Origin of the sequence: Acerihabitans arboris, from assembly GCF_010131535.1 — a bacterium.
GTDB lineage: Bacteria > Pseudomonadota > Gammaproteobacteria > Enterobacterales > Enterobacteriaceae > Acerihabitans > Acerihabitans arboris.
Map to the genome: position 1 here is coordinate 93,894 of NZ_WUBS01000010.1, position 23,696 is coordinate 117,589.

A 23,696-nucleotide genomic window follows, 5' to 3' on the forward strand; every position below is an offset into this window, starting at 1 on the left:
ACGACAGGTTCTGGCAGCCGCAGAAAGGTTTTCATTGTCGGTTGGCTCTATCTTGAATCGCGTTATAAACGGCAGATTCAGATGTTCTTCAACCTTTGTCTACCCAAGATACAACCCTGGACATCACAGCAATGAAAACACGCTCCATCGGACTACCCCAATATTTGGCTTATGGCTCCGGCGACTTCCTGGGCGCGGGCACCACCGCCCTGACCGCCGCCTGGCTGCTCTACTTCTACACCACCTTCTGCGGCCTGTCGCCCATCGAGGCTACCTTTATCTTTGCCTGCGCCCGGGTACTGGACGCGGTGGCCAGCCCGCTGATGGGCTACCTGACCGATAACTTCGGCGGCACCTGGCTGGGCAAGCGCTTCGGCCGCCGCAAGTTCTTTATCCTGCTCGGCATTCCCTGCGTGTTCAGCTACTGCCTGATGTGGGTCGGCGGCATGGGCTACGGTTATTACCTGCTGACCTACCTGCTGTTCGACGTGGTCTACACCATGATCCTGGTGCCCTACGAAACACTGGTGCCGGAAATGACCGACGATTTTAAACAAAAATCCAAGTTTTCCGGCGCCCGCATCGCCCTGGCGCAGCTGTCCGCCATCCTGGCCGCCTTTTTGCCCGGCATCCTGCTGTCGCATTTCGGCAAGGACAACGCCATCTCGTTTTTTTACGCCAGCGTAGTGTTCGCGGTGATCTGCGCCTGCGTGCTGACCCTGGTCTACCTGTTTACCTGGGAACGTCCGGCGGCGCTGAAATCGGAGGCGGCGCTCGGGCTTGAGCGTGAAAAACAGCAGTTGACGCTGGGCCAGAGCCTCAGGCGCCTGCATACCGAACTCTCCTCCACGCTGCGCGTGCGCATCTTTCGCCAACACCTGGGACTGTACCTGGGCGGGTATATCGCCCAGGACGTGTTCAACGCGGTGTTTACCTATTATGTGGTCTTCGTGCTGATGCAAAGCGCCACCGTGGCGTCCAACCTGATGGGCGTCATGGCGATCCTGCAGTTCGTGGCGGTGATCGGCATGATCCCGCTGTGCATCCGTTTTGGACCGGCGCCGTCCTACCGCCTGGTGGTAACCCTGTTCGGCCTGAGCGCCATCTCCTACGGCGTGCTGTATTACGCCGGCCTGAGCGACACGTTTTCGCTGCTGTTGCTGGTATCGGCCATCGCCGGCCTGGGCCGGGGCGGCATCAACTATGTGCCCTGGAATATCTACACCTATATCGCCGATGTGGACGAGGCGATCACCGCGCAGCGGCGCGAAGGCATCTTCGCCGGCATCATGACGCTGACCCGCAAGGCGTCGCAGGCCGGGGCGGTCATGCTGGTCGGGGTGTTCCTGCAGCTGTCGGGATTTGTTTCCGGGCAAAAAGTGCAGTTGCCGCAGGTCAGCCACGCCATCCTGGCCATCCTGTGCGTCGGCACGGTGCTGGTGCTGACCGCGGGTTTTATCATCTCCCTGCGCTTTAGGCTGAACCTGAAGACCCACCGGGTGCTGCAGCAGGAAACGCAGAAGATGCGCGAGGCCAATCACCCGCTGCCGCAGCAGATCACGCCGGAAGCGCGGGCCACCGTGGAAATGCTGACCGGGATGAAATACGAATCCCTGTGGGGCAATAACAACATCGGCTACGTTAACCGGCATAAAAGCGCGCCGGAAAAAGCCGTTCCGCGGGAAAACGCGATTTAACCAAAATAATAAGTCTTAGCAGAAAAACCATTGGCCGAAACGGCCGGGGAATAAATATGGGCGCAGCGCTGTAATTCTCTATTCCAATTAAATTTTAAATTAATATTTTGAGGGTTGGCATAAAATGAAATCTCGTTTTCTTTGGTTGGTTTTGCCGCTGGTCTTGATCGTCGGCAACAGTATGTCGGCGGAAATCGTCAATAAAGACGGCAATAAGCTCGATTTATATGGCAAAGTCGATACGTTGCATATGTTCAGCGATAATCCGGGAATAGACGGCGACCAAACCTATTTCCGTTTTGGTTTCCGGGGCCAGACCATTATTAATTCTTCGCTGACCGGATATGGGCAATGGGAATACCAGGTCAACGCCAACCAGGCGGAAAGCGCCAGTAGCACCAGCGTCACCCGCCTGGGTTTCGCCGGCCTGCGGACCCAGGACTACGGGTCGGTGGATTACGGGCGTAACTTCGGGGTGCTGTACGATTTGGGCGCCTGGACCGATGTCATACCCGAATTTGGCGGCGACGCCTACGGTATCGACAACTTTATGTTCAAACGCACCAGCAACCTGCTGACCTACCGCAATAATATCCTGCTCGACGGCCTGAAGTTCACCGCCCAGTACCAGGGCAAGAACGGCAGCAGCACCGAGACCAATAATGGCCGCGATGCGCTGCGCCAGAACGGTAAAGGCTACGGCGCGTCGCTGATTTATGACTTTGGCGCGGGCATCAGCGCCGGCGCCACCTTCGCCACCTCCGATCGTACCGAAGGACAAAATAACCTGGCCTATGGCCATGGCGACCGGGCCGACGCCTATCGCGGCGCCCTGAAATATGACGCCAATCAAATCTACCTGGCGGCCACCTATACCGAAACCTATAACGCGACGCCGTTCGGCAGCAGCAGCCGTAGCGTATATGGTTTTGCCAACCGGGCCGAGGTGGTGGAACTGCTGGCGCAATATCAATTCGTCAACGGCCTGGCGCCGATCGTCAGTTATTTGCAGACCCGCAGTAAGGATATTGAAGGCTATGGCAACCAGGATACGCTGAAATACTTAGCCGTCGGCGGCGCCTATTTCTTCAATAAGCGCATGTCCACCGACGTTATTTATAAAGTCAATCTGCTTAAAGATAACGACTTTACCAAAAACAGCGGCATCAATACCGACGATGTGCTGGCCGTGGCGTTGATCTATTATTTCTAATCCTGCCGCCGGGCATTTGGCTCACCGGGAAGCGAGCCAAATAAATTCCGCTGGAATAAGCGGAAACATGCGGCCGCCCAATCCCTCGGGAACGGGCGGCCGCATTTCCACCGGGGCCGGACCCTTCGGTTTCACCGGTCCTGCGACACCGGCAGGTTGTCGCCGTCCACCCGCCAGCCGCCGCCAAGGGATCGATAGAGATCGATTTGCGCCAGCAATACGTTGTTGCGCAGCTGTATTACGCCGACCTGGGCCGTAAACAGGGTACGCTGGGCATCCAGCTCCTCCAGGTAGGAAGCGTAGCCGTTGCTGAAACGGTTATGGGCGATGCGCAGCGCCTCGCGCACCACGTCCTCCTGCCGCGCGGTTTCCGTCAGCTGTTCCTGTAGCCGCAGGATGGCGTCAAGACTGTTGTTCACCTCGCTAAACGCCGAACGCACCACGTACTCGTAATTATACAGCGCCTGGTTGCGGGTGGCGGTGGTGAGATCCACCTGCGCGTTCAGCGCCTCGCGATTGAGCAACGGCGCCAGGACGCTGCCGCCGATGCTCCACAGCCGGAAAGGATTATCGATCAGTTTTTCCAGGGCATTGTCCTGCAGGGTGCCCGAGGCGGTGAGGTTCAGCGACGGCAGCAAACCGGCGCGGGCGGATTTGAGCGTGGCGTCGGCGGCGATCAGCTGTCGTTCGGCCTGGATGATATCCGGGCGGCGGCGCAGCAGTTCCGAGGGCAGCAGGGTCGGCAAGGGCAGCGGCCGCAGCCGGTCGGCATCGCCGCCGCGCGCGATGGCGCCGGGATTATCGCCCACCAGGATGCTCAGCGCATTTTCCTGTTCCGTTATCTGATGCGACAATTGCGGGATCTGGGCGCTGGCGGCCTGGTATTCCGCCTGCGCCTGCACATACTCCAGGCGCGAGGAATAGCCGGTTTCAAACTGGCGGCGCGCCAGGTTCAGCGAGTTTTGCCGCGAGTCCAGGGTGGCGCGGGTTAACGCCAACTGCTGATCCAGCGCGTGCAGCGTTAGATACCCCGAGGCCACCGTAGAGGCGACCGTCAGCATGGCCGCCGCCGCCGCGGCCTGCTGCGCCTCATAGGTGGCGCGCGCGGCGGCGGCGGTATCGGCGAGCCGTCCCCACAGATCCACGTCATAGCCCGCCTGCAATATGCCCTGGTATACCGTGCTGTGGATTGGCAGGCCGGTGGCGGAGGAAAGCACGCGGGCGCGGGCGCCGTTGACGCCGGCGTCCAGCGACGGCAGGCGGTCGCCTTCGGCCGCGCGCAGCCGGGCGCGGTATTCGTCCACCCGGGCGCGGGCGGTAAGGATATCGGTATTGTTGCGTAATGCCCGCTCCACCAGCCCGCTTAATACCGGATCGTTGAACGCCCGCCACCAGCGCGCTTCCACCGGCGCCGCCGGTCCCACCTGTTCGCGCCACTGCGCCGGGATGCGCAGGCTGGCCTGCGCCACCGGCTCGCGGCCGGAGTGGCAGGCGGACAGCAGCAGCAGTCCGGGCAAGGTTAACGCCAACCGGGATATCTTCGCGGACATTACCGTACCTCGCCTTGCCGGTTTTCGGCATTGAGGGTACTGATGCTGACTTCCACCGACATGCCGGGCCGCAGCCGCCGGTAAAGCCGGCCGTCGTCGTGGATTTTTATCCGCACCGGGATGCGCTGGGCAATCTTCACGAAGTTACCGGTGGCGTTATCGGCGGAAATGGCGCTGAACTCCGAGCCGGTGGCCGGGGAAATGTTTTCCACCTCGCCGTCAAGCCGGGCGTCATCCAGGGCATCTACCCGGATGCTCACCGGTTGCCCCAGCCGGATGCCGGCCATTTGCGTTTCCTTCATATTGGCGATCGCCCACATTTGTCGGGGCACCAGCGAGGTCAGGTGGGTGCCGGCGCTGACATAGGCTCCTTGCCTGACCGAGATCTGGCCCAGTTGGCCGTCGCGCGGGGCGACGATTTGGGTATTGGCCAAATCGATCTGCGTCAGTTCCAGCGCCGCCTGGGCGTTGGCGACGTCCGCCGCCAGCGAGGCGCGGTTGACGATCACCGTCCGCAAATCCTGTCGCGACATTTCCAGCGCCGCCGTCGCCTGGGCGATATCCGCCGTTGCCTGGCTGTAGCTGGCGCGCGAGGCGTCCCGTTCCCGAACGGATAACGAGCCGTCGGACGTCAGGTCCTGGACGCGCTTTAAGTCCAGGCGGGCTTTCTCCGCCTGCGCCTGGGCGTTGGTCACCGTCGCCCGGTTGCGCGCAATCGCCGCCTCGCTACTGCGGCGCTGCTGGATATTATTGGCCAGCGCCGCCTTTTTCATATCCAGCTGCGCCATGGCCTGGTGCACCCGCTGTTGATAAATGCGCTCGTCGATGGCCATCAAGCGGTCACCCTTACGCACCCAGGCAAAATCCTGCACGTAGACGCCGGTGATGTAACCGCTCAGCTGCGGGCTGATAACGGTCACCTGGCCGCGGATATAGGCGTTATCCGTGGTCTGTACCTGACGGGTAAACGGCGGCAGTTGCCAGGCGTACAAGATAACCAATACGCCGACGATGGCAATGGCTACCGCCACCAGGGTGGTCAGGATGCGGGCGTAACTGCTTTTTTCCTTTTCCGGCGCCGGGGCCGGACCGTCGGGCTGCTGACTCATTATCGCTCCGTTATCGTTGAACCCGGCGCCGGGCCTGCAAACGCAGCCGGAACAAGCGCCATAAAATCCAGACCAGGGTTGCCAGCGCGATGGACGCGGTCAGCATATACACATCGTTATAGGCCAGCGTGTTGGCCTCCCGGGTGGCGATGGCCTGCAGCTGCGCCAGGCCCTGCGCGCTTAACAGATCGCTATCGTTCAGCATTCCCCCATAGGCGGCGCTATAGCCGCCGACGCGTTCGGCGACCAGGGGATTTTGCAAGGTCAACTGCTCGACAATCTGGCTGGAATGAAATTTCTCGCGTACCACCTGGAAGGTGCCCAGCAGGGCGGAGCCCATTAATCCGCCCAGGTTCTGGCTCATGCCGAACAGTACCGAAAAACTGACCAGGTTGCGCGGTTCGGTCACCACGCTGCCGATGCCGGCCAGCATCGCCGGCGCCAGGAAAAAGGCGCTGCTGAAGCCGAGCAGGAACTGGCTGAAATACAGGTTATCCGGTCGCGTCAGGCTATTGGACTGGGCATCCATCAGCGAGGCAAAGGTCATTAACACCAGCGAAATAACGATCGGCTGGCTGAGCTTTTTCGCATTGATGGTCAGGGCGCTGATGACGATGCCGGCCACGATACCCGCCAGGATCGCCAGCGATAGGCCGCGCATCTGGTCGTTAAGCAGGCCGATTTGCTGCAGATAGCCGATGGCGCCGGTGTTTTGCTCGGCCAGCACGATGCGGATAAGCAACATGATAAGCCCGAGACGCACGATACTGCCGCTGCTGAGCCAGCGGATATTGAGCAACGGATTGCGCCGATTCCGCTCCACCAGGATGGCGCCGGTAATCAGCACTACGGCCAGGGCCAGCGACACGCCGATCCAGGGGGCGGATAACCACCAGTCGATCCGGCCAAGCGAGAGCACCGCGCAGATCAGCGCCATGCCGGGCGCCAGCAGCATAAATGTCAGGAAATCTTTCTTTTCAAAGACCTTGATACGATCGCTGGGCGGCAGCTTGAGCAACAGGACGCCGCCCAGCGACAGCAGGGCCAGCCCCAGCTCAAACAGGTAGAGGCCGCGCCACTCGTTGAGCGCCAGCAGTTCCGATGAGAACAGCCGCGCCAGGGGAATCGCCACCTGCGACGCCCCGATGCCGATGGTTAACCCCTTCAGGCGATGCCTGGCCGGAAACGCCTGGATCTGGTAATAAATCGACAGCGAGCTCAGCGCCGCGCCGACCATGCCGTGAGCGGCGCGCACCATAATGGCGGAGTTAAGATCGTTAACAAACAGATGAAAAAACGCCACCAGGACATAGAGTACCAAAAAGGCTTCGGTAAATACCCGCAGGCCGTACTGTTGGCGGAACTTAACCAACAGCAGGTTGATCGACACATTGGTCATCAGGTAAACGGCCGGCAGCCAGGCGATTTCATTGGAGTACGCGCCGAAGGTGCCCTGCAGGTTGCTCAGGTTGGCCGTCACCAGCGCGTTGCCCAGGCCGCCGGTTATCGATACCAGCACGCCGACGATGCCATAGGCGATACGTTTGGGTATCGAATGAAGCGGGGTGGAGGGCGAACCTGGCAGGGTCGGCTTCTCATGCGGCAACCAATCGCGCGGGGCGTAAGGATCTGTTTTCACGCAGGCCCTCCGTGCGCCCTGTGGTTAATCATATATAAACACCAGAAACTCTTATCTTCTGATGGCAAAATAAACCTAACATGACATATTAGCGGTTACCTAGCGGGTAAGCGTGATTTTCTTGATTTACGGTTTTTTTGGCTTGAGACCGGACGCTAACGAAGCGTGGATGATTCTGCCGCTCATTGCGTCAGCGCTGTCTATACTTTAAAAGAAAAAACGTGGTGAAATGGTGTAGCATCCGACGGCTCGGCAAGCTTCATCGCTTTGCTCTCCATATCGGCTTGGGCACACCTTTTTTCATGACACCGATGCTGCTTTGAGGCATGAAATAGATAATTTTTTTAATTATTACCTTACGTGATTCAAAGAGGCATATATGAATTATTCGCCGTCTGATTGGGATGAAGATAAGCGTCTTGCCGTGCTGGAAGAATATGGGATTCATTCAACATTAACTGAAGCAGGCTTCACCCGGCTCATCCATCTGACCGCCAATATTTTTGATGCGCCCATTGTGTTGATTTCGCTTATCGAAACCCAACGGCAACTGTTTGCCGCCAGCATGGGCGTCGCCTCCTGCGAAACGCCGCGCGATATTTCATTTTGCGCCCATGCCATCCGGCAGCACGACATTATGGTTATTCCCGATACCCATCAGGATCCGCAGTTCAGGGATAATCCCCTGGTGACCGGCGAGCCCTTTATCCGTTTTTACGCCGGTATCCCCCTGCGCAACCTGGAAGGCTACGCCCTCGGCACGCTGTGTATTATCGATCGCGTGCCCCGTAAAGGGCTGAGCGGCGGCGATAAGCAAAACATGCGGGATCTGGCCGCCCTGGTGATGGACCGGCTGGAAATGCGCCGTCTGGAACGCGCGCGCAGCGCCAGCCAGTACCGTTTCGAGAATATCGCCCACACGTCTCCCGACGCCATTATCTGCGCCGACGAAATAGGCACCATTACCTTTTGGAACGCCGCGGCGGGCAAGCTGCTGGGTTATGACAGCGAACAGATCGTCGGACGCAACGTCAACGTGCTGGTGCCGGACGGACTGATAGCCCGTTTGCACCGGCTGGCCAATAGTAAAGAGGGGCCGCTGCACGGCGGCACCCTGGAACTGAAGGTACGCTCCGCCGACGGCGTCTGGATTCCGGTGGAGCTGTCCGCGTCGTCGTGGATAGACCACGACCAGATCAGTTTTGGCGCCATACTGCGTGATATTACCGAGCGCCGCCGCAACGAGGAGCGCCTGTTCCAGCTGGCGCATATGGATCACCTTACCGGCCTGGCCAACCGCACCCTGCTGGCCTCCTGCCTGGAGCAGACGCTCAGGGATGAGGACGCCGCCATTATCATGCTGGTGGACCTCGACGGTTTCAAGGACGTTAACGATAACCTGGGCCATGCGGGCGGGGACGCGGTGCTGGTGGACGTGGGCTTTAAGCTGCAGAACTGCGTCCGTTCGGGCGACGTGGTTGCGCGCATGGGAGGCGACGAGTTTGCGCTGCTGCTGCCCGGTCTGGCCGATGCCAAACGGGCGGCGGAAATTGCCGATCGGATTATCGATGAAATCACCAAGATTGTGACCGTCGACGGCCAGCCGGTGAATATTGGCGCCAGCGTCGGCATCGTCCTTTATCCCATCCATGGACTGACCATCCAGGAGCTGCTGACCAACGCGGACCTGGCGCTGTACCAGGCCAAGGCCGAAGGTCGCCACTGTCGCCGTTTTTTTACCCGCGAACTGCGCGAGCTGTCCCTGGCCAAGCGCTCTTACCAGGGCGAGCTGGGCAGGGCGTATGAACGGGGGGAATTCGAGCTGTTTTACCAGCCGCAGGTCAGGCTGTCCGATAACGCCATCGTCGGCGCCGAAGCCCTGCTGCGCTGGCGCCATCCGGACAAAGGCTTGCTGGGACCGGCGGCCTTCCTGCCCGCGCTGGAGTCCGGCCCCTGGGCCGAGCGCGTCGGGGAATGGGTTATCAGGGCCGCCTGTGAACAGGCGGTGGTTTGGCGCGACCGGGGCGCGACCGATTTCCGTATCGGCGTCAACCTGTTCAGCGCCCAGTTCAGGACCGGCACGCTGGCGCAGCAGGTGCGCGCTATCCTTAAGGAAACCGGGTTATCCCCGCTGGCGCTGGAGCTGGAAATCACCGAAAACATTATTTTGCGCCATGATGAGCATATGCTTCGCCCGTTAAGGGAGCTGCGCGCGGACGGCGTCGGCATCGCTTTTGACGACTACGGCACCGGCTACGCGTCCCTCAGCATGCTGAAACACTACCCGGTAACCCGCTTGAAGGTTGACCAGACGTTTGTGCGCGCCATGGTGGATTCCCCCCCCGATGCGGCCATCGTGCGGGCCATTTTGTACCTGGGCAGCAGCTTTAAACTGGAGGTGATCGCCGAGGGGGTTGAAACCCTGGAGCAGAGCGAGCGCCTGAAGAAAAAAGGCTGCCTGGAAGCGCAGGGCTTTTTGTTCGGCAAACCGATGCCGGCCGATGAATTCGCCGGGCGCCTGGGGCTGGATCGCTGAGGGCGACGGCAAAAGCGGCCCATCAGGGCCGGCCGACAAAAGGGAACCCATGACGCCCGAGGCCTGGCTGGTGGCTGTTGGTCATAGGAAATCCGTTTTCATGGTTAACGGCCTGCTTGATACTGGATGCGAAAAATCGAGCGGCAAGTCCTGATCCTTCTTGGCATCCCGCTCTGGTCCAGCGATTTCCCGCTGCAGGATCCTGAGTTTATCGTTTTCGTGTTCCAGCAGGGCAATCAGCTTTAACGACAGGGCATGCCATAACGCCGCATGCTGAAAAATCTCGTCAGTGCCGATCGCGCTGCCCGGTGAACGGACGGCTGGCGGTATATAGCTGAAATAATGGCTGTATTGCGTATAGAGTCGGCACAAAACGCAGCGGGATGCTTTATGGCGTGGCTGGTCCCCATAGCGATAATCCAGATGCAGTTGCTGCCGGTATAACTCTCTATCCCTGGTATGGTGATAAATGCTTTTTATAAGGGAAATGTTAGTTTTCAGCCGATGGCGAAGATGAATTTTCAGCTGGTTGATACGTGAGAATAATGCCGATAACGGTAATATCCCCGCTTTGGCGCGGCTTGCATGATAAGACGGACAATCATCCATGGGCATAACAGGGCCGGGAACGGCATGGCTCGACGATACGCGGGCGGATACCCTGTCCAGGGCAAATTCGTTGTTGATAATAGATTCCCAGCCGCCGGTGGGTGCGTAACGTTTCCTCCAGCTGAATAACGTAGACTTTTGCAGGCCATACCTTCTCGCCACCTGGATAAAGGAACTGCCCGGCCTGAATGCCTCATGAAGGAAAAACATTTTTTGCTGAAGGGAAAAACGGGTACGATAGGTTATACCGGTTTTTTCTATTACCGAAAACCGCGTAATCGCTAATGCCTGCTGCGCCGTCTCCTTAAAGGGAGGGGGGTAGCCCTGTGGTTTTATTTTAGCCAGGAAACGGGAAAATCGGGCCAGTGAGTTATTGCGCGCGCGGCAATGTTCGGTGTGCTTATTCCAGTTATTGAAGGTGATGGGCAGGCGGGGGGAGGTATTGTTGCCCACTGCCAAAAAATGACTTGCCATTGTTTCGTCAGCCGTCCTGAGCCACCGGCAGAGGTGACCAGGAAATGTTATTCTTGCTTCATTGTTATTAGCAACATCTGTAATATTATCAGGTGGATAATTAACAGTAATTGGTGAGTTAAAAACATAAATATTATTCATCTTTGTTCCAGGTGAGTATTGTCACATTCAGGGCATGACCTTAACGAAAAAACCAACGGATAAGGCGTTATTATATAATAATAACTATTTATCCAACGGTTAATGCTGCTGGTGTTCCGGATACGGAGTGATGGCCCTCAGGGCGTTTTGACCCGCATCGCGGCCAATACCCCGGCTATTTCGATGTCAGCCTTTGCCGGTCGACTCCGCGGGACGGGGATTCCTGCATTTTTGGTCATTATTCCACAGAAAAAGATGGCAGGTGGTCTTGCAAAGGCTGGGTATCTTTTTTTAAATGCGCCAGCAAGATGTGCGTCAAGCCAAAAACCATGAAATAATTTTCGCTGATACAGGTATTGAATCGTGCTTCTAATTTGGTGCTATGATTGAAAAAAACGTTGTAATTGGCGCAAAGCCTGCAGAAATCGCATTGTCGGGAGTTGTCAAAATCCATTTTCCCAAGTTCGTCGGTATGAAAGTGCATGTCGGCGGCGCGCGGGCCTAAATGTTGCGCAAGCTGCTGGCGCAGCCTGAAATTCAGTGACAGCGCATCGGCGAATTCATCTTTTATCCTGTTGATATGTTTTAGTAAATTCCATGTTTTTCCTGTTTCAGCCAGGTTAATCCGCGGAAAATCATCCCCTGGCAAGGCAACGGGCGGATCGATAGTAATGGCTGCGGTAATATCCGTCCATGAAAGGTTTGACGTGCCAGGGTATATTGAATCATATGGATTTATATCGTGACGCGGCAGGCTGTCGAGCAGGATGTCCTTATCTTTTTTTAATGTGGAAAGCAGCGTATAGGTTAATTTAAATACCGTGGAATACATGTTGCGATAACGCACATCATATTCTCCGGCAAAGGTGTAAGGCTGCGTCTTCAATGCCTTTAAGCGATGGAAAAAATTATTATACTTGGTCCAGAGAACGCAAATGCCGCATTTTTGCGGATCGTTTAAATCAGCGGACTTAAGGGTGTAGGTATGCATGTGTCTTAAGGGGGGGATAGCCACGGAAAATTGCCGCATCAACCGGCGAAGTTGGGCATTTTGCTTGAGCTCATTATTCAACTCATTTATAAGGGCAATAATATGCTGTTTTATCTGCCATGTTTTCTCCAGGTATTCCGGGGTAATGCGCAGCAACTCATATCCATGCGTTGCAGCAGCCCGGCTGGCGCCGATTGCAGCGCTTTCCGCCGCGCGGCGCGCGTGCCTTGTGCCCGCGGTGAAACCCGGTGGGATGGGCCGCGCACCGCCGGGCAGGGTATCGGAGTCCGTTGTGAACAGATAATGCAGTATGGAGGACAGGGTCAAGATAACCACATCGCTGTTTAGGTATTGGCCGTCCTGGTCTTTGATAAAAGTATTAGGGGGGGTGTTCGACGCTTCAATTTCAGTCAGTAGCTTATGGTAGTCTGCACAAAGGGCGGCTATGTGACTTTGATGAGGCGTGCAGGGAGTAGCGGCCTGAAGCGTAGGGGCGTGCAGTTGTTTTTGTCTGCTCGCGAGGGTTCCATAGTTTGGCTGGATCAGTTTGCGCAGCCGGCCATTGCGTAAAATATCCTGTTTCAATTGCTCCTTTACCGTCTTTGATTCCTGCTTAAGCAGCCAGATACGATCCATTTTTTCCATGTTTAACCGATGTATATCTAATTCATTGATCAAAATGGCCGCGTTGATTCCGTCGATATTTGCAGTGCGGCAGTAAGGCTGCGCGCCCGATGTGGCCGATGTGAATGAAATGTTCAGGGCGCTTGCCGCGCCAGAAATATTTGACGGGTTGAAAGAACATGACATGCTCAACGTAGTTGAAGGATGGATATTATTAATCTCGATTAGGCCGCCAGAAAAAGTATTGCCATACATATTATTACTTCCGGCCGGATGAGAATCGTTCCCCGTCTCAGTGTGCAATTTGCTCTTTTCCGACCCGCATTGTTCGAAAATATTCCTTTTATCTGCGGGGGTATGTTGGCTATTGGCAATTTTTCTTGGTATAAGTAATGATCGGCCAGCACAACTTTTATTGTATTGTTTAACATATTTTTTGTTGATGACGCCATACAAAAGGTCACCTGAATAGGTAATTTTATCCATTGGTTCTTTCACCTCATAAGGTCGGTTAACAAATAAAAATCCGGTGGTTATTTATGTGATGAATAGTTTATGCTAATCATTTTTTTGTGGATTATTTTGAACCCCGGTCTATCACAAAATTGATATACTCCCTTTTATTGACTCCCGCATCTTAGATAACGGAAACTATACCCAACAACAATGGGCTATAAACCCTCGGCGTGGCCGTACGCCCGGTTAATAAGGTGTTGTTTTCCAGCGGCGCGGGTAATGGCTACAGATCGATTTTTTCGAAACGCTGGATCATGGCCAGCGCCAGGCCCTGGGCCGGATCGTAGCTATGGGAGAGAAAGCGGATCTGCGTATGGCCGTAGGCGAACGCGAGGGTATTGCGGCGCGCCACGGACAATACCTGTTCAGTGAATAGCGGCGACGTATTATAGGCGCAGTCGATAAGCAGGGTCCGGGGATTGACCAGGTGGATGATCTGGCTGAGCGCCTTGCCCAGCAATTCACCCGCCCGGGCGATGACCTGCTCCGCCAGCCGTGGCGCCTGCGCGCGGTTGGCCCATCGCAGCCCCGGCTGCAGCAGTTCGAGCTGCGCGTTAACGGCGCTGAGTCCGATCAATGATTCCAGGCAGCCGCGTTGTCCGCAGGAGCATAGCGGCCCGTCGGGGGCCACGTTCAGGTGCCCGACTTCGCCCGCGGTCCAGCTGCCGCCGTAATAGACCCCGTGCTCGGTCAGCAGCGTGCCGCCGATGCCTTCGGCGATACGCAGGTAAAAGCAGGGTTCGGCGCCCGGCAGGCCGGCGCCGCGCTGGCGCGAGACCAGCGCCGCCGCCTTGACGATATTCATCACGCCTACCGGCGGCGGGACGCTTTTATCCAAAGCCGCCAGGAGATCGACCTGTTGCCAGCCAAGATGCGACGAAATGTGCATCACGCCCGCAATCGGGTCGATAATGCCGGGGAAACCCACGCCGATGCCGATAAGCGCCGGATAACGCCGGTACATCCACTGGATTATGCGCGCGATCTCGGCCAGTACCGGCCCGGGTTCGGTGGTGTCGAGCGCCAGCGTTTGCTGTTCAATCACATCGGAAAAATAATCATAGACCGCCCAGTGCAGCTGCTGGCGCTCGACCATAATGCCCGCCGCCTTCATTTTATCCGGCAGCAGCGCGATGTAGATCTTGGGACGGCCGATGGCATTGGACTGAGCCACGCCAAGCTCGGCGACGTAGCCCCTGGCGATAAAATCATCCACGATCAGTGAAATGGTATTTTTGCTTAACGATAGCGCGCGGGCAATATCCAAACGCGAGCTGACGCGCTGTTGGCGCAAAAAGGACAAGACATGTTTCTCGTTATACTGGCGCAGTAGCGCGGGGCCTTTTCCTGGCTCTGTCATCGTCTGGTTTACCATGGCTTGAGGCTAAGCATCAGCGGGTATTATGGCATAACCAATGATGTCCGGAAAAACCTATTCATCGCGCCAGACGCATCCTCCCCGCTGGTAGGCGGCCAGCACCGTTAATTCGCCCTGCCGGTCCTGGCGCAACGCCACCGCGTCCAGCGGCGCGCCGATGTTCAGCCCGTGGCGCGTCGGCAGGTTAAGCAGTGCCGAGGGGCGCACCGACGCCATGTCCCACGCCGCGCGGCGCGTTGCCAGGCCCTGGCGGATCAGGGTATTGACGCCATAGAGCAACGAGCGCGCCGACCCCGCCAGCAGCTGCGGGTTATCGGCCATCGACAGGCGTCCCTGCGGGCTGAGCGTTACCTCGCCGCCAATGTGCAGACGGTAGCGCCCGGGCGGCATGCCGGCCAGGCTGGTGGCGTCGCTGACCAATATGCCGCGCGCGCCCTTGACCCGCATAAATACTTTTAATACCGACATCGGCAGGTGTTCGCCGTCGCCGATCATGGCGCACCACAGCCGGTCCTGCGCCAGTTGCTCCCAAATATAATTGGGATGGCGCGGCAGCAGCAAATGCGCCCCGTTGCCCAGATGGGTCGACAGCGTGGCGCCGGCCTCGACGGCGGCGGTTATCTGTCGCGCATCGGCGGCGGTATGGCCGAGCGATACCACCGCGCCCTCCGCCACGCAGCGGCGGATAAATGCCGGCGCCTGCGGCCATTCGGGCGACAGGGTCAGCAGGCGGATATTGCCCTGCGCCGCGCGCTGGAAGCGCTGAAACAGCGTCCAGTCCGGCGCCTTGACAAAGGTTTTGTCATGCGCGCCGCGCGGTCCGTCCTCGGGGGAAATAAAGGGGCCTTCCAGGTGAATGCCGGCCACGCTTTGCCCGACCGGGGCAAACCGCCGGCGGGCGCTGGCGATCGCCGCCACCATGGCGGTGATTTCCTCATCGCCGTTGGTGATAACCGTGGGCAGGAAGGTGGTGACCCCCTGGCGCCATAGATGCCGGGTGACGCCCAGCACCGACTCTTCTTCAATCGGGCAGCGGTTAAAATCAACGCCCGCGTAGCCGTTAACCTGTAAATCCACCAGACCCGGCGCCAGAATGGGCAGGCTATCGTCCTGCGGCAGCGGCCGGATGTCACTTATCAGTCCGCCGGCGGCATGGATCTCGACGGCGGTTAAATCCCGGTAGTCCCGGCCGCGGATTTTGACCTTATCCATGGGTAATTTCCCCATACGCGTCCACGTCGGTAAACAGCTCGCAGGCGGGATGGGTACGCAGGACGGTGGCGGGACAGGCGGTGGACAACGGCAGTTGCAACAGGCCGCGCACCGCCGCGCGTTTGGTGATGCCCGGCACCATGCAAAACAGGCGGGCCGCCGACATCAGGGTCGGAATGGTCAGGGTCACCGCTTGGGTGGGCACCTGATCTATGGCGGCAAAGCAGCCGTCGTTCACCTGCTGCCGGCGGCAGGCCGGGTCCAGTTCCACCACTTTCATGATTTCCGGATCGTGAAAGTCGGCCACCGGCGGATCGTTAAAGGCCAGATGACCGTTTTCCCCGACGCCCAGGCAGACCATATCCAGAGGCGCCCGGCTAATCAACGCGGCATAATCGCGGCATACCCGGCGCTCGTCGCCCTCAGGGATCAGATGCACCTGCCCGGGCCGGACCACATCAAACAGATGCCGGTTCAGATAGTGGCTGAAGCGCTGCGCCGATCCGGCCGGCAGGCCGATATATTCATCCATATGAAACGCCGTTACCCGCGACCAGTCGATGTCCCCGGCCGCCGCCAGGGCGGCCAGGAATTCGTTCTGCGAGGGGGCGGCGGCAAAAATGATCCTGACGTTATCCTTGGCGGACAGGCATTTGCGCAGGTACGCGGCGGCGGTCTCGCCGGCGTGGCGCCCCATTTGCCGGCGATCGGCAAACACCTGGACAGCTAAATTTTCGCACCGACGGTTCAATAACGGCAATGACATATAACGCTCCTTAGGTTTATTCGGCTTCCTGCTTACGCGGGCTGTGGATTGGGCCGGAGGATAACGCGCCGTCCTGATCCTGGTTCAACGCGGCCAGCAGGGTCTCCACCCGCGGGCTGACCGGGCTGCGCCGGAACACGCCCGCCAGGGTGTAGACGATAAGCGACGTGATGACCGGAATGGCCACGATTTGCGTGGTGCTCATGCCCGGCACCACGAATTTGACCGCGAAGAACGCCGCAATCCCCAGCGCCCAGGAACCGATGGCCGCCGTCGGGCCGCATTTCCTGAACCAGGGCAGCAGGCCGAGCAGCATCGGGATGGAGATAGGGCCGACCAGGCCGCCGAACCAGATAATCAGCAGGGTCAGCACGCCGCCGAACCGGCTGGCGTTAACCGCGATCAGTAGGGTGGTCAGGATAAACAGCACCACCGTTATGCGCGCCACCACCAGGGAGGACTGGCCGTTGCCGAAACGGCGGGGAAACAGTACGGGCAGGATATCGCGCGTGACCACGGCGGTGATGGCGTTGGAGTCGGAAGAGGTCATCGACAGGGTATGGGTGAACATCGCCACCAGCACCAACCCGATCAGGCCGTTGGGCAATAACCGCATCGCCATGATGGAATAGGACTGGGACGGATCGCTGATGTTGGGGAACAGCACCGGCGCGGCCCACATGGGATAGAACAGCACCAGCGGCCATACCAGGTACAGCACCGAGGAGAGCAGCGCGGCCTTATGCGCATCCTTGCCGCGCGGCGAGGCGATAAAGCGCTGCGCCAGGTTCCAGGTGCCGCCGTTGTAGCTGAGGGTGTAGATAACAAAGTAGGCCAGCATAAAGCCCAGGGTGTAAGGCTCGCGGATAATATCGGTATGGGCCGGCGGCAATCGGTCCCATACGGTCAGCAGCTCGTGCACGCCGCCCAGGTGGGAGGCTACCGCCGCCACCATGACAATCGCCGCGATAAACTGCACCACAAACTGGCCGAAGTCGTTGCAGGCATCGGCCCACAGGCCGCCCATTACCGTATAAAACAGACATAAGGCGCCGGAAATCGCGATGCCCCAGACCGGAGCCAGGCCGGTGAACACGTTGATGATAATGGCGATGGCCGCCCATTTGGCGCCGACGTCGAAGGTTTTCAGCAGCACGCCGCTCCACGCCAGCAGTTGCTGTGTCGGGACATTATAGCGGGTGGCGAGATACTCCATCGGCGATTCGATATGCATATGGATGCGCAGCCGCGCCCAGCGCGGGGCGAAAATAAACGAGCCGATAAATACCGCAATGGAAATGGGCAGCGCCCACCAGAAATAAATGGTAATGCCGTAGCTGTAGGCCACCGCCGCGTAAGCCACGAATACCGCCGCGCTATAACCCGACATATGATGTGAAATGCCGGACAGCCACCAGGGCATTTTACCGCCTGCGGCAAAAAAATCCTTGGTACTGCCGACCTTACGCATTGCCCACAGCGTGATTACCACAATCATCAGCGCGTACAGCGCCATGACCACATAGTCCGTCCCGTTCATAACACACTCCGGTAGCTGGTATTGTTAGCGCAACGTGGCGGGCCCCTGCGCCCGCCGTGTGATTCAATTAGTCACTTATTAGGACTAATTGAAGGATATTTTCCCGTCTTGTCGTTTGGTCCGCAGTTTAATTAGTCCTAATTAATTACTAATTAAACCTAACACGTCCCCAGGACGATGAAAGAGAGTTATATCACATTTATTTGCCAGCGCAGGCGGGGCGGGTCATAGGACTTTTTTATGACCCTGTCCGCCGCCGGGGAGTCTAGAAATTACCCGGATTATGGGCCGACCCGAGCATCTGGTCATACACGTCGGTACGCCTGTCGCGCAGCACCTGGTTAAAGGCATTCCAGTTGCGGTGGCGTTTTGCGTCGGCCAGGTTTAGGGTCGCCATGACGATTTCGGTGTCTGTGGCGCTGGCCGGTCCCGCCGCCGGCCAGCCGGTATAACTCACGATCAGGCTCTGGCCGATGAAGGGCTGGTCGCGCTCCACGCCTACCCGATCCGCCGCCGCGACAAATACCGAATTGGTGTGCGCCGCCGCCATGCAGATGATATTGGCCATGGCCTCGCGGTCGGGGTCCTGGCCCGGAATCGGCACCCAGTTGGTGGGCACGCAAACGATCTCCGCGCCCTGCAAGGCCGCCAGCCGGAAGCTTTCCGGGAACCAGCAGTCATAGCAGATATGGCACCCCAGCGTGCCGATGCGGGTTTTGAACACCGGGAAACCCAGGTTGCCCGGCTCGAAGAAAATGGCTTCGTCACCCCACAGATGTACCTTGCGGTAGCGGCCGATAAACCCCTCCGGACCCACGATCGCCGCGGCGTTATATAACAACTCGCCCTCGCGCTCGGTGATTCCGGCGACGATATATACCCCAAGCCGCCGGGCACAGTCGATCCATGCCTGGCAACTGGGGCCGTCGGGCAGGGTTTCGCCCAGCGCGAACGCCTCGGCGCGGGAGGCGAACACATAACCGGTATTGCACAGTTCCGGCAGCACCATCAGGTTGGCTCCCCGCGCCGCCGCCTGCTCGATCAGGGCGACGGTGGCCTGGACATTGCGCGCCGTCTCGCCGAATACGGGTTCCATTTGCAGGCAGGCTACGGTTACTAAGGCTTCAGTCGGTTTAGACGCCATGGCGGTCTCCGGATAATGTCGGTAAAAAAGGCCCCGGTAATCAGCGGATTAACGGGTGGTCAGCCAGTCCAGCATATTGAGCAGCAGCTGTTTGTAACCCGGCCAGTCGATAAAGCTCTGCGGCAGCCAGTGCGGGCTGATATCCGAGGTCCAGACCAGCGTCCGTCCCTGTCCACAGGCGCCGGTGACCAACAGGGGATGCCCGCCCAGTTCGTCCGGTAGGCGCGCCAGCACATCGCTGCCGGCCTTGGGGATCACTTCGTTGGCGCCCAGCAGCAGCGGCCAATCGCCGGTGATATCCTTGAACAGCGCATGATCCTGCCGGAGCGGGTCGATAACCGGACGAAAGCCCTGCGGTACCTCGATGCGATCGTCATACGGCAGGCATTCCACCGGCAGCGCCTGCTCCACCGCGGTGCGATGCCAGCGCGCCTTGCCGTCGATGCCCTGGAAGCTCAGGTAGCCGCCGAACATCGCCAGCGCGCCGCCGCCGGCGGTCCAGTCGCGCAGCACATCAAGCCGATTGGCCACCGTTTTGCCGTGCAGCCAGACGTCGGGATGCAGCAGCAGCGAGTTGGCGCCGATATCCGACAACAGGATAGCGTCATAACGGCTAAGCTCTTGCCCGGTAAACGGGAATTCCTCCACCGCCTCGTGCGCCGGCATGTGCGTCAGGACAAATTCCGTGTCGGCCAGCGCGGCAATCGCCGCCTTGGCGCCCGAATGGAACGTCACGCTGCCGAATTGATCAAACCCCTTAAAATGGGTTGCCGAAGTGACCCAGGTCTCACCCACTAATAATATCTGTTTCCGACTCATCGATATCGCCCTCCGCAAGCGTGGATCAAAGTAGTGCGGCGCTGCACCTTTTTAGCGCGCCATACTCTGCATTTATTGAACCGTTTCAATAAATGAAATTGTCATTTTTATTATTATATATCAAGTGAAAATTTAATTTTAAAAGATTATTGACATGAAACATTGAACCGTTTCAATATGCACTAGACCGCTTAATTAATCCACTAGTCCTTGCCGGAGTGTTGAGTATGAAAAGACGTGCGTTTTTAGTAGGAACGGTATTAGCCGGCGCCACGCTGCTGGGCTCTTTGCTACCGGCCCCGGGACTGACGGGCGCCGCCGCTGCCGCATCGCCGGCCAAGGTGACCTTTATCCAGGAATGGCCGGTGGCCGACGGCTTCTGGATCCCCTGGGTGCTGGGCAAGGATAAGGGATTTTACGCCGAGGAGGGCATTGATCTGGATATCGTCGCGCCGCCCACCGTCGCCGATACCATGAAATTCCTCGGCACCGGCCGCGCCAACGTGGCCTTTACCACGGTAATGGACGTCATTTTCGCCAAGGAGCAGGGCGCGCCGGTGGAAGCCATCGGCCGTTACGGCAAGGAAAACAACTGGGGCATTATCAGCCAGCAGGGCAAACCCTATACCGTTGCCGAACTCAAGGGCAAGACCATCGGTATTTACAATGACGCCTGGAGCAAGGCGCAGCTGGCCCTGATGCTGAAAAGCGCGGGCCTGACGCTTAATGACGTCAATATGGTCACGGCGGCGGACGATACGGTGCCGCTACTGCTGCAAAAACGCGTTGACGCCATTACCGGCATCACCAACGCCGAAGGTACCGAGATGACCACCATGGGCAAGCAGACGCCGGAGTTCCTGGCCGCCATCAAGCACGGCGTGCCGAACACGCCCATCCTGATGTTTGCCGGCAACCAGGCCTGGCTGAAGGCGAATCCGCAGTTGGCCAAAGCCTTTATGCGCGCCACTGAAAAGAGCATCCGCTACGCCGTCGAGCATCCCGATGAAGGGGTGGCGGCTTTCGGCAAAGCCTACAGCAAAGCCTACGACGCCACCTTTATCAAACAGCAATGGGCCGATACCGTGCCTTTGCTGGCGCCGGTGGACGGCAGGTCGCTGCAAATGGACCTGGCGGTATGGAAAGAATTGCTGACGGCCATCCAGGCGCAGGGTATTGTTAAATCGCCGCTGCCGGCAGAGCAGTATTTCAGCAATCAGTACCTGCCGTAACGCGTGCGGTAACGACACCCGATGCCGGGAGCTATAATCAGGTCACCCGGCATCAGCGCCGGCGTATCGCCGAGTAACCCTTAACGCCGTCATAGCGCCATGCCGGCAACGCTTGCCAAAAGGATGCGCCATCATGCCTTTATCACTACCACCGATGAAACCCGCCTGGGCCTATCGTCCCGGGCCGGATGTCGCCCCGGAAGCCCCGGCCGGACTGCGGCGGGCGCAACAGTTGGCCAAGGCCGGCGCCCAGGCGGGCCTGGCCGCCGTCGCGCCGGGCGTGACGGAATCCGCCGTGGAAGCGGCGATCCACGACTACCTACGCGCCCACGGCGCGGAGGGAATCTGGACCATTACCAACGTCGGCCTGGGCGAGAATACCAAGGTCTGTTTCCCCACCCAGGGGCCGGGAGCGCAGGCCGCGGCGGCGCGGGATGTGCTGATGGTGGATGTGCACCCGATTGTCCATGAGGGTTTTTGGGGTGATTGCACCCGCTGCCGCGTCATCGGCGATTATCCCGAGGCGACCGCCGCGCTGCGCGATCTGGAAAATATCCATCGCGACACCCTGGCGTTATGCCGGCCGGGCATGCCGGCCAGCGAACTGTTCGGCCTGAGCCAGGAACGCCTGGGCCGGGAAGGCTTTATCCTGCTGGATTTACTGGGTAATATCGGCCATTCCTTGACGGCCGGCGCCGCCTATACCCATGGCTTTATCGATGCAGGCAACGATACGCCGATGTGGGGCGCCTGGGCCATCGAACCTTTTGCCCAGCGCGGCGACGTGGCGGTCAAGGTGGAAGATGTGGTCTGGTTCGGCCGCGAACGATGCGAGATCTTGTAACTGCAACCGGTCAATTTATACAGTGCGTTATCCGGTAAAGGATAGGCAGAAGAGGCAACGTCATGACAGTCCCCAAGTTATCGATTCAACAGGTCACGCGGCGCTTCGGCAATATGACCGCCCTGGCGTCCACCGACCTGGACGTGCGGCAGGGCGAGTTTGTTTGCGTGGTCGGTCCGTCCGGCTGCGGTAAAAGCACGTTGTTCAATCTGATATCCGGCGTGTTGGCCCCCGATAGCGGCCACATCCTGATAGACGGCAACGATGTTACCGGCCGCAGCGGCCATGTCGGTTATATGCTGCAAAAAGATTTGCTGCTGCCCTGGATGTCGGTTATCGACAATATCGTGCTGGGCGCCATCCTCAAAGGCGGCGCGACGCGCGAGCAGCGCGCGGCGGGGGTGGCCCTGGCGGAGCGTTACGGCCTGGGTGAATTTATCAATCACTATCCGGCGGCGTTGTCCGGCGGCATGCGCCAGCGGGTGGCGCTAATGCGCACCCTGGCGATGCGGCATGACGTCATGCTGCTGGACGAGCCTTTCGGCGCGCTGGATTCGCAAACCCGCCTGGCGATGCAGCAATGGCTGCTGACGGTCTGGACGGAGCAGCATCGCACGGTGGTCTTTGTCACCCATGATATCGACGAGGCGATTTTCATGGCGGACCGGGTGGTGGTGATGACGCCCCGTCCCGGCCGCATCCAGGAGATTTTCAGCGTGGACATCGCGCGCCCGCGCCCGCTGTCCTGCCTGACCAGTCCCGTATTTACCCTATTGAAACGGCAGATCCTGGATCTGATTTATACCGAACAACCGGCACAGGAAGCGCTTGCCCATGATCAACATCCGTAAGCTGTTATTGCCGCTGGGCGGCCCGCTGGCGGCGTTGCTGCTGGTGCTGGCGGTCTGGGATTTAGCGGTGCGTTATTATCAAATCCCGGCGTATGTCCTGCCCTCGCCGCAGATGACCTGGCAGCATGCCCTATCGGACTGGTCGGTGCTCTGGACCGGTTTCCAATCCACCTTTACCACCTTTTTGCTGGGGTTCATCGTCGGCGCCGGGGCCGGATTTATTTTTGCCGTGCTGATGGATTCTACTCCCGGGGTACGCAGCGTGCTGTATCCGATTTTAATCGCCAGCCAGGCGGTGCCGGTTATCGCCATTTCCGCCGCGCTGACCATCTGGCTGGGTTTCGGCCTGGCGCCGAAGCTGGTGATCGTGGCGCTGGTGGTGTTTTTCCCGGTGGTGGTCAACGTGCTGGACGGGCTTAACTCGGTGGATAAGGATATGCTCAACCTGGTACGGTCCATGGGCGGCTCGCGCCTGAGCATCTTTCGCTACGTCAAGCTGCCGGCCACCTATACGCCGCTGTTTTCCGCGCTGAAGCTCTCCGCCACCTTCAGCGTCACCGGGGCGGTGATCGGCGAATGGACCGCCTCCACCAGCGGCGGCCTGGGCGCCTACCTGCTGCAGGCCAATTCGCGCCTCAACACCGCCGGCACCTTTTCCGCCATCGGTTTTCTGGCCTTGCTGGGCGTGCTAAGCTTCCTGCTGGTTATCTTGCTGGAGTACCTGGTTACGCCGTGGCGATCGTCGTCGACGGCCCGGCGCTGGTCGCGGCACTACTGGCGCGGTTAGTTTCAATCCCGTATAGGAAGCTTA

The 23,696-nt window shown here is 58.7% G+C and carries 18 protein-coding genes; 7 read left to right on the top strand and 11 right to left on the bottom strand.

All coding sequences use genetic code 11. From position 1 onward, the window contains the following. Window positions 1-131 precede the first annotated feature (131 nt). Together GRH90_RS14860 and ompC are read left to right on the top strand one after the other, a co-directional pair. Window positions 132-1,697 (top strand): MFS transporter, encoded by a 1,566-nt coding sequence (locus tag GRH90_RS14860; RefSeq protein WP_162366741.1) that lies wholly within the window; start codon window positions 132-134, stop codon window positions 1,695-1,697. Between the two features lie 124 nt (window positions 1,698-1,821). Further along, window positions 1,822-2,910, top strand: a complete 1,089-nt coding sequence (gene ompC, locus GRH90_RS14865) for a porin OmpC (RefSeq protein ID WP_162366742.1) — start codon at window positions 1,822-1,824, stop codon at window positions 2,908-2,910. Between the two features lie 131 nt (window positions 2,911-3,041). Here ompC and GRH90_RS14870 read toward each other — a convergent pair whose 3' ends face one another. Genes GRH90_RS14870 through GRH90_RS14880 form a run of 3 tightly spaced genes read right to left on the bottom strand, consistent with a single transcriptional unit; the run spans window position 3,042 to window position 7,208 of the window. Further along, a complete protein-coding gene (locus GRH90_RS14870) occupies window positions 3,042-4,460 on the bottom strand; it encodes an efflux transporter outer membrane subunit (RefSeq protein ID WP_162366743.1) in 1,419 nt (472 codons plus the stop codon). Beyond that, the gene (locus GRH90_RS14875) at window positions 4,460-5,569 is read right to left on the bottom strand and encodes an HlyD family secretion protein (protein ID WP_162366744.1); all 1,110 of its coding nucleotides are present in this window, start codon (window positions 5,567-5,569) and stop codon (window positions 4,460-4,462) included. Before GRH90_RS14875 ends, GRH90_RS14870 begins: the two co-directional genes overlap by 1 nt. A 10-nt stretch (window positions 5,570-5,579) precedes the next feature. Then, complete coding sequence (locus GRH90_RS14880; RefSeq protein ID WP_162366745.1) at window positions 5,580-7,208, bottom strand: MFS transporter; 1,629 nt, start codon at window positions 7,206-7,208, stop codon at window positions 5,580-5,582. 379 nt (window positions 7,209-7,587) lie between these two features. On the opposite strand from GRH90_RS14880, the gene GRH90_RS14885 reads away from it, so the two are divergent. After that, a complete protein-coding gene (locus tag GRH90_RS14885; protein WP_162366746.1) occupies window positions 7,588-9,744 on the top strand; it encodes a sensor domain-containing phosphodiesterase in 2,157 nt (718 codons plus the stop codon). Between the two features lie 81 nt (window positions 9,745-9,825). Here the strand turns inward: GRH90_RS14885 and GRH90_RS14890 are convergent, their stop codons facing one another. The 8 genes from GRH90_RS14890 to GRH90_RS14925 form a co-directional block, all read right to left on the bottom strand. After that, window positions 9,826-10,968: a transposase gene (locus tag GRH90_RS14890; protein ID WP_162366747.1), complete on the bottom strand. Its 1,143-nt coding sequence runs from the start codon at window positions 10,966-10,968 to the stop codon at window positions 9,826-9,828. A gap of 238 nt (window positions 10,969-11,206) precedes the next feature. Continuing rightward, entirely contained in the window at window positions 11,207-13,069 is a 1,863-nt protein-coding gene (locus GRH90_RS14895) for a hypothetical protein (RefSeq protein WP_162366748.1), read from the bottom strand. Window positions 13,070-13,322: 253 nt separating this feature from the next. Continuing rightward, the gene (locus GRH90_RS14900; RefSeq protein ID WP_162366749.1) at window positions 13,323-14,459 is read right to left on the bottom strand and encodes an ROK family transcriptional regulator; all 1,137 of its coding nucleotides are present in this window, start codon (window positions 14,457-14,459) and stop codon (window positions 13,323-13,325) included. A gap of 72 nt (window positions 14,460-14,531) precedes the next feature. Beyond that, window positions 14,532-15,689, bottom strand: a complete 1,158-nt coding sequence (locus GRH90_RS14905; protein WP_162366750.1) for an N-acetylglucosamine-6-phosphate deacetylase — start codon at window positions 15,687-15,689, stop codon at window positions 14,532-14,534. Further along, window positions 15,682-16,455 carry a glucosamine-6-phosphate deaminase gene (locus GRH90_RS14910; RefSeq protein WP_162366751.1) on the bottom strand — a complete coding sequence of 258 codons (774 nt, stop codon included), beginning with the start codon at window positions 16,453-16,455 and terminating at the stop codon, window positions 15,682-15,684. The genes GRH90_RS14905 and GRH90_RS14910 overlap by 8 nt, the downstream gene beginning before the upstream one ends. A 16-nt stretch (window positions 16,456-16,471) precedes the next feature. Then, on the bottom strand, window positions 16,472-17,995 hold the full coding sequence (locus tag GRH90_RS14915) for a sodium:solute symporter family protein (protein WP_162366752.1): 1,524 nt from the start codon (window positions 17,993-17,995) through the stop codon (window positions 16,472-16,474). Window positions 17,996-18,260: 265 nt separating this feature from the next. Further along, window positions 18,261-19,139 carry a nitrilase family protein gene (locus GRH90_RS14920; RefSeq protein ID WP_162366753.1) on the bottom strand — a complete coding sequence of 293 codons (879 nt, stop codon included), beginning with the start codon at window positions 19,137-19,139 and terminating at the stop codon, window positions 18,261-18,263. 48 nt (window positions 19,140-19,187) lie between these two features. Beyond that, complete coding sequence (locus tag GRH90_RS14925; RefSeq protein WP_162366754.1) at window positions 19,188-19,958, bottom strand: glutamine amidotransferase; 771 nt, start codon at window positions 19,956-19,958, stop codon at window positions 19,188-19,190. Window positions 19,959-20,185: 227 nt separating this feature from the next. On the opposite strand from GRH90_RS14925, the gene GRH90_RS14930 reads away from it, so the two are divergent. The 4 genes from GRH90_RS14930 to GRH90_RS14945 all read left to right on the top strand — a co-directional run bounded on the left by GRH90_RS14930 (window position 20,186) and on the right by GRH90_RS14945 (window position 23,672). Beyond that, window positions 20,186-21,190 (top strand): ABC transporter substrate-binding protein, encoded by a 1,005-nt coding sequence (locus GRH90_RS14930; protein ID WP_162366755.1) that lies wholly within the window; start codon window positions 20,186-20,188, stop codon window positions 21,188-21,190. Between the two features lie 133 nt (window positions 21,191-21,323). Beyond that, entirely contained in the window at window positions 21,324-22,034 is a 711-nt protein-coding gene (locus GRH90_RS14935; protein ID WP_162366756.1) for a M24 family metallopeptidase, read from the top strand. 62 nt (window positions 22,035-22,096) lie between these two features. Further along, a complete protein-coding gene (locus GRH90_RS14940; protein WP_162366757.1) occupies window positions 22,097-22,885 on the top strand; it encodes an ABC transporter ATP-binding protein in 789 nt (262 codons plus the stop codon). Further along, window positions 22,869-23,672 (top strand): ABC transporter permease, encoded by an 804-nt coding sequence (locus tag GRH90_RS14945; RefSeq protein ID WP_162366758.1) that lies wholly within the window; start codon window positions 22,869-22,871, stop codon window positions 23,670-23,672. The genes GRH90_RS14940 and GRH90_RS14945 overlap by 17 nt, the downstream gene beginning before the upstream one ends. Window positions 23,673-23,696: the final 24 nt, after the last annotated feature.